General features: G+C 70.0%; 2 protein-coding genes. Both read right to left on the reverse strand.

The window, feature by feature from the left end:
• The coding region (locus Q0W90_RS21920) for a non-ribosomal peptide synthetase (protein WP_297776571.1) at positions 1-4,749 on the reverse strand (4,749 nt) is incomplete at its 3' end.
• Positions 4,746-6,831 (reverse strand): condensation domain-containing protein (locus Q0W90_RS21925; protein WP_297776573.1); only part of this gene is annotated, 2,086 nt, incomplete at its 5' end. The genes Q0W90_RS21925 and Q0W90_RS21920, both read right to left, overlap by 4 nt.

Below are 6,831 nucleotides of genomic sequence, written 5' to 3' on the forward strand. Positions count from 1 at the left end.
CTCACCCGGGCCCGCGCCCTCCTCGATCAACAAGTGCGCCAACCGGTTTGCGGCCTCGTCGAGCTCCCGGTAGGTCATCGAGCGGCCCTCGAAACTCAGCGCCGCCACGTCCGGGGTGCGGGCCACCTGTGCGGCGAACATCCCCGGGATCGACTTCCCGGTCGCCGGGTGGCTCAACACCGACCGGTTGCCCCACGCGTCGAGCCGCTCATGCTCGGCCTCGTCGACCACGTCCAGGGCCATCAGCCGTCGGGTGGAATCGGCGGTCATCTCCGACAGCACCCGCTGGAACCTCTCGGTCAGCTTCTCGATGCCGACCGCGTCGAACACCTCGGTGTCGTATTCGACGCGCAGGCCAAGTTCGCGGCCCGGCAGCGCCATCACCGACAGCGGGTAGTGGTTGTACTCGCGGTTGGTGACATCGGTGATGGCCAACTCGTGGAAGCCCAACGGCACGCTGGTGTCGATCGGGTAGTTCTCGTACAGGAACAGGGTGTCGAACAGCGCGTCGTGACCGGTCACGCGGTGGATCTCGCTCAGCGCCAGATGCTCGTGTTCGAGCGTGTCGTTGTGGTGCCGTTGCAGCTGGTCCAACACGTCGGCGACGGTGGTCTCCGCGTTGATGTTGGCCCGCACCGGCACGGTGTTGATCAGCAGGCCCACCATCGATTCGGCGCCGGCCAAATCGGCCGGCCGGCCCGACACCGCGGTGCCGAACGCCACGTCATGGTGGCCGGTCAGCCGCATCAGCAGTTGCGCCCACCCGGCCTGCAGCACGGTGTTGACGGTGGTGTGGCACGAGCGGGCCAGCTCGCCCAGGGCGCGTGTGGTCTCCGCGGACAGCCGGTAGGACTCCACGGCCCGCCGGCCGAGCCGCATGCGGCCCGCCGGGCCCACCAGGGTGGGGGCCTCGAACCCGTCGAGCACCTCGCGCCACGCCGCCTGCGCGGTCGCGCGATCCTGGCTGGCCAGCCAGGTCAGGTAGCTGCGGTAGGTCGCGGGCGCGGGTAGCTGGTCGCCGTAGTAGTTGGCCAGGATCTCGCGCAGCAGGATGGGCAGCGACCAGCCGTCCATCACGATGTGGTGGTTGGTGAGCACGAACCGGTACCGGTTGTCCGCGGTGCGGATCAGCGCGGCCCGGAACGCCGGCCGGTTGGCCAGATCGCTCACCGCGGCGCGTTCGGCGGCGCACAGCTCCTCGACCCGTTGCTCCGGGTCGAGGTCTTCGGGGCCCAGCTGGATGTAGCGCCACGCCATGACGGGGTCGGCCGGGATCACCTGCACGGGCTCGCCGAACTGCGGGCAGAACCGGGCCGCCAGGTTGGGGTGGCGGTTGACGACGGTGTGCACGGCCTCGTGCAGCCGGTGCGAATCCAGGGCGCCGGTCACGGTGATGCCGAGTTGCACCGCGTAGACGTCGTCGCCCGGGTCCTGCGCGAAGCTGGCGTGGAAGAGCAGACCCTGCTGCAGCGGGGTCAGCGGCAGGATGTCCGCGATCTGGTGCTGCTTGCTCAGCTCGTCGATCTGCCGCTGGTTCAGGCGCGCCGGCGCGACGTCGGACGGGGTCAACCCGCCGCCGCCACCTTGCACGTGGGCGCAGATACCGGCCAGGGCCTCGAACCACAGCTGGCTCAGCTGGCTGATCTGTTCGCGGTCCATCGCCGAGGCCGCCCACGTCCAGTTGGCGTGCAGGTGCGGGCCGTCCGCGGTGTCCATGGTGCCGGCGTTCAGGTCGACCGTGTGCATGAGCGGCATCGCCACCGCCGCGGCCGCGCCGCTCAGCGACAGACTGTCGGGGCTGAGCCGCCACAGCTCGCCGGGCAGGTCCGCGGCCGCGCCGAGTCGCCCGAGGTAGTTGAAGCCGATCACGGGGTCGGATCCACCCAGATCGATGTCGGGGTTCAGGTAGCGCAGCAAGCCGTAGGTCAGCCCGTCGGGCAGGGCGCGCAGCTGCTCCTTCGTGGCCTTGACGGCCGCGCCCAGCGCGTCGTCACCGGCCACCACGCTCGCCCAGTCCAGTCCGTCGACGGTCAGAGCCACCGGGTATTTGGTGGTGAACCAACCCACGGTGCGCGACAGGTCGACGCGCGGCCCCAGCTCCTCCTGGCGCCCGTGGCCCTCGACGTCGATGCCGATCGGCGTGCCGCTGCCGACAAACTTCGTCCAGGCCATCCCGAACGCGATCAGCAGGATGTCCTGCACCCCGGCGTGGAACGCCGCGGGCACCTCCCCCAGCAGCAGGCGGGTCGTCGCGACATCCAGCGACACCGACAACTGCTCGGCCGTCTGGTAGGTGTCGACGTCGGGTTGCACCGCCGGCAGCACGGCCGGGGTGGACACCACCTCGCGCCAGGCGTCGGCCTGCTCGAGAACGGCCGGGCTCTGCGCGTGCTCGGCGAGCAGCGACGACCACCGGGCGAACGAGGTGCCGCCCACTGGCAGGGCCACCGGCTGGCCGCTGTGGTGCTGCGCCCAGGCGATGTTGAGGTCCTCGATCAGGGTCCGCCACGACACACCGTCGACGGCCACGTGGTGGATGATCAACGCCAATTGGCTTGTCTCGCTTGCCCATACGGCGCTCACCATCACCCCGGCGCCCGGGTTGAGCCGGGAGCGCGCCGCGACCAGCGTGGCGTCGGTCAGCGCGTCGACGGACTGCAGGCAGTCGCCGGCCTGCACCGAGCCCGGATCGGGCGCCTGCAAGTTCCAGCCACCGGCGCCGTCGTCTTCGACGCGCAGCCGCAACATGGGATGGCGGTCCAACAGGGCCTGCAGCACCACCACCACGTCGTCGGCGGTGACGCCCGCGGGGGCCGCCAGCACCATGGTCTGGTTGAAGTCGTCGATCGGGCCCTGCACGGTTTGCAGCCAGCGCATGATCGGGGTGGCCATCACCGGCCCGATCCCCTCGTCGACCACGTCGTCCTCATCGGCGCCGTCGGTGGCCACGCGGGCCAGCTTGGCAACCGTCTGCTCGACGAAAACGTCGCGCGGGCGGCACATCACGCCGGCGGCCCGGGCGCGGGCAACCACCTGCATCGACAGGATGCTGTCGCCGCCCAGGTCGAAGAAGGAGTCGTCCACACCGACCCGCTCCACACCCAGCACCTGGGCGTAGATGCCGGCCAGGATCTCCTCGGTGTGGTCGGACGGGGCGCGATACTCACCGGCGCGCTTGTGGTACTCCGGGGCGGGCAGCGCGCGCTTGTCGAGCTTGCCGTTGACCGTCAGCGGCAGCGCCTCGAGCACCACGACCGCGGCCGGGACCATGTAGGCCGGCAGGCGCTGGCCCAACTGGGTGCGCAGCTCGGCCGGGTCGGCGGTGCCGGTGATGTAACCGACCAGCCGCTTGTCGCCGGGACGGTCCTCGCGGGCGATCACCGCGGCCTGGTCCACCCCGTCCAGCGAGGCGAGGGCCGACTGGATCTCGCCGAGTTCGATGCGGTAGCCGCGGATCTTGACCTGCTCGTCGGCGCGGCCCAGGTACTGCAGCTGCCCGTCTGCACCCCAGCGGACCAGGTCGCCGGTGCGATACATCCGCGCCCCCGGGCCCCCGAAGGGGCAGGCCACGAACCGCGACGCCGTCAAACCGGCCCGGCGCGCGTACCCGGTGGCGATGCCGCGACCGGCCACATACAACTCACCGACCACGCCCTCGGGCGCGGGCCGCAACCACTTGTCCAGGACGAACAGGGCCGCGCCGGGAACCGGCGATCCGATCGGCGGCGCGCCCGAATCCCCCGCCAGCGGCGCACTCATCGCGGCGTACACGGTGGCCTCGGTCGGGCCGTAGGCGTTGATCATCACGCGTCCCGGTGCCCAGCGGTCGACGACCTCGGCGGGGCAGGCCTCACCGGCCACCACCAGCGCCGTCGACTCCAGGCCCTCCGGCGAGAGCATCCCCACCGCGGACGGGGTCTGGCTCAAGACGTCGACGTTCTCGGCGACCAGCAGGGCGTGCAGCTCATCGGGCGAGCCCGCGACAGATTCGGGCACCACCACCAGGCGCCCGCCGTGCAGCAGCGCACCCCAGATCTCCCACACCGAGACGTCGAACACCAGCGAGTGCCACTGCGACCACACCTGCCCCGGACCCGCCGGCAGCTTGGCGTGCAAGTTCTTGAGGAATTCGGTCACGTTGCGGTGCGTGACGGCCACTCCCTTGGGGACGCCCGTCGTCCCCGAGGTGTAGATCATGTAGGCGATGTCGTCGGGCGCCGGCCCCGGCAGCGCGCTGCTGGGGCGGCTATCGGCAGCGGCCTCGTCGACGTCGATGACGGGCAGGTCGAACCCGTCCAGCCGGGTGCGCAGGCTGGAGGTGGTGACCGCGGCGATCGGCGTGGCGTCGCCGAGCATGAACTCGATACGCGCCGCCGGCAGGGCCGGGTCGATCGGCAGGTATGCCGCGCCGGTCTTGAGCACCGCGAGGATCGACATGATGGCCTCGGCCGAGCGGGAGAACAGCAGCGCGACGCACTCACCCGGGCCCGCGCCCTGCTCGGCCAGCAGGTTTGCCAGCCGGTTTGCGGCGTCATCGAGCTCCAGGTAGGTCAGCGAGCGGTCCTCGAAACTGAGCGCCACCGCTTGGGGTGCGCGCGCCACCTGGGCGGCGAACATTCCGGGGATGGACGCCGGGGCCTTCACCGGCTTGGTCAATATCGCCCGGTTACCCCACTCGTCGAGTCGGTCGTGCTCGCCGCCATCCAGTAGATCGATCGACAACAATCGCCGTCCCGCACCGACGGTCATGACTGCTCCTCCAAGTCCACGGTCATGGCTTCCAGCACCCGCTTGAAACGCTCGACCAGCTTCTCGATTCTCGCCTCGCCGAATACGTCGGTGTCGAACTCGACGCGAAGGCCAATTTCATGGCCCGGCACGGCTTGCACCGAAAGCGGGTAATGGTTGTATTCCCGATTCGTGAATCCACTAATAGTTAACTCGTCCACGGCCGATAGCGCGGCAGTATCGAGGGGATAGTTCTCGTACACGAACATTGTGTCGAAAATTTGATCATGTCCCGTTACACGATGGATTTCATTCAGCGCCAGGTGCTGGTGGTCGAGGGTGCTGGTGTAGGCGCGTTGTAGCTGGTCAAGCAGGTCGGCGATGGTGGTTTCGGCGCCGATGGTCGCGCGCACGGGCACGGTGTTGATCAGCAGGCCCACCATGGACTCGGATCCGGCCAAATCGGTCGGCCGACCCGAAACCGCGGTGCCGAACACGACGTCGTGCTGGCCGGTCAGCCACATCAGCAACTGCGCCCAGGCAGCCTGCAGCACCGTGCTGACGGTCGTGCGGCACGAGCGGGCCAGTTCGCCCAGCAGGCGGCTGGTCTCCGCGGACACTCCGAATTCGGCCACGCCGCGCGGACCAAGCCCCATCCGGCCCGACGGGCCCACCAGCGTGGGGGTGTCGAAACCGGCGAGCACATCGCGCCACGCCGCCTCGGCGGCGGCGCGGTCCTGCTCGGACAGCCAGGTGATGAAGCTGCGGTACCGGACCGGCGCGGGCAGCCGCACCCCGAAATAGCTGGCGAAGATCTCTTGCATCAGGACCGGCTTGGACCAGCCGTCGAGCACGATGTGGTGGTTGGTGAGCACGAACCGGTAGGTGTTGTCCCCGGTGCGGATCAGTGCGCCCCGGAAGGGCGGATTGCTCGCCAGGTCGCAGACGGCCGCGCGTTCGCCGGCCGACAGCCGCTCGATCTGCTCGGCTTGTCGGTCCACGCCGCCGCCGGCGTCCAGCTCGACGTACTGCCAGGCCAGTTCCGGATCGGCCGGCAGCACCTGCACCGGCTCGCCGAAGTCCTCGCTGAACCGGGCCACCACGTTGGGGTGGCGGGCGATGACGGTCTGGACCGCCTCGCGCAGCCGCTCCGGGTCGATGGCGCCGGCGACGGAGATGTCGAGCTGCACGGCGTAGAGGTCTTCGAAGTCTTGGCCGCCCTGTGCGGTGCCGGTGTGGAACATCAGTCCCTGCTGCAGAGGGGTCAGCGGCAGCACATCGGCGACGCGGTGTTGCTGCTGCAGTTCGTCGATGTCCCGCTGGCTCAGTCGGGCGGGGGCGATGTCGGACGGGGTCAACCCGCCCCCACCGTCCTGCACGTGCGCGCAGATGCCGGCCAGGGCGTCGAACCACAGCTCGCTGAGCTTGCCGATTTGCTTTTCGTCCAGCGCCGAGCGCGCCCACGTCCAGTTGGCCTGCAGGTGCGGGCCGTCCGCGGTGTCCATGGTGCCGGCGTTGAGCTCGACCGTGTGCGGCAACGGCAGCGCCACCGCCCCGGCCCCGCCGGCCAACGCGAAGCTGTCCTCGCTCAGCTGCCACAGGTCGGGCGAGAGGTCGGCGGCCCCGCCCCCGAGCCGGCCCAGATAGTTGAAGCCGATGACCGGATCCGAATCACCCAGGTCCACTTCGGGATTCAGGTAGCGCAGCAGCCCGTAGGTGAGGCCGTCGGGCAGACCGCGCAGTTGCTCCTTGGCGTCCTTGATCACCGCACCCAGCGCCGCGTCACCGCCGATCACCTGGCCCCACGACAGGCCACCGACGCGCCCCCCGACCTCCAGGGACACCGGGTACTTGGCGGTGAACCACCCCACGGTGCGCGACAGGTCCACCTGCCGGCCCAGCTCCTCGCTGCGCCCGTGGCCCTCCACATCGATGGCGATCGGCGCGCCGGTGCCGACGAACTGCGTCCAGGCCAACCCGAAGGCGATCAGCAGAATGTCTTGCACCCCGGCGTGAAACGCCGCGGGCACCTCCCCCAGCAGCAGGCGGGTCGTCTCGACGTCCAGCGACGCCGACAGCTGCCCGGCCGTCGCATAGGTGTCC

It is taken from the genome of Mycobacterium sp. (genome assembly GCF_025933915.1).
Taxonomy (GTDB): Bacteria; Actinomycetota; Actinomycetes; order Mycobacteriales; family Mycobacteriaceae; genus Mycobacterium.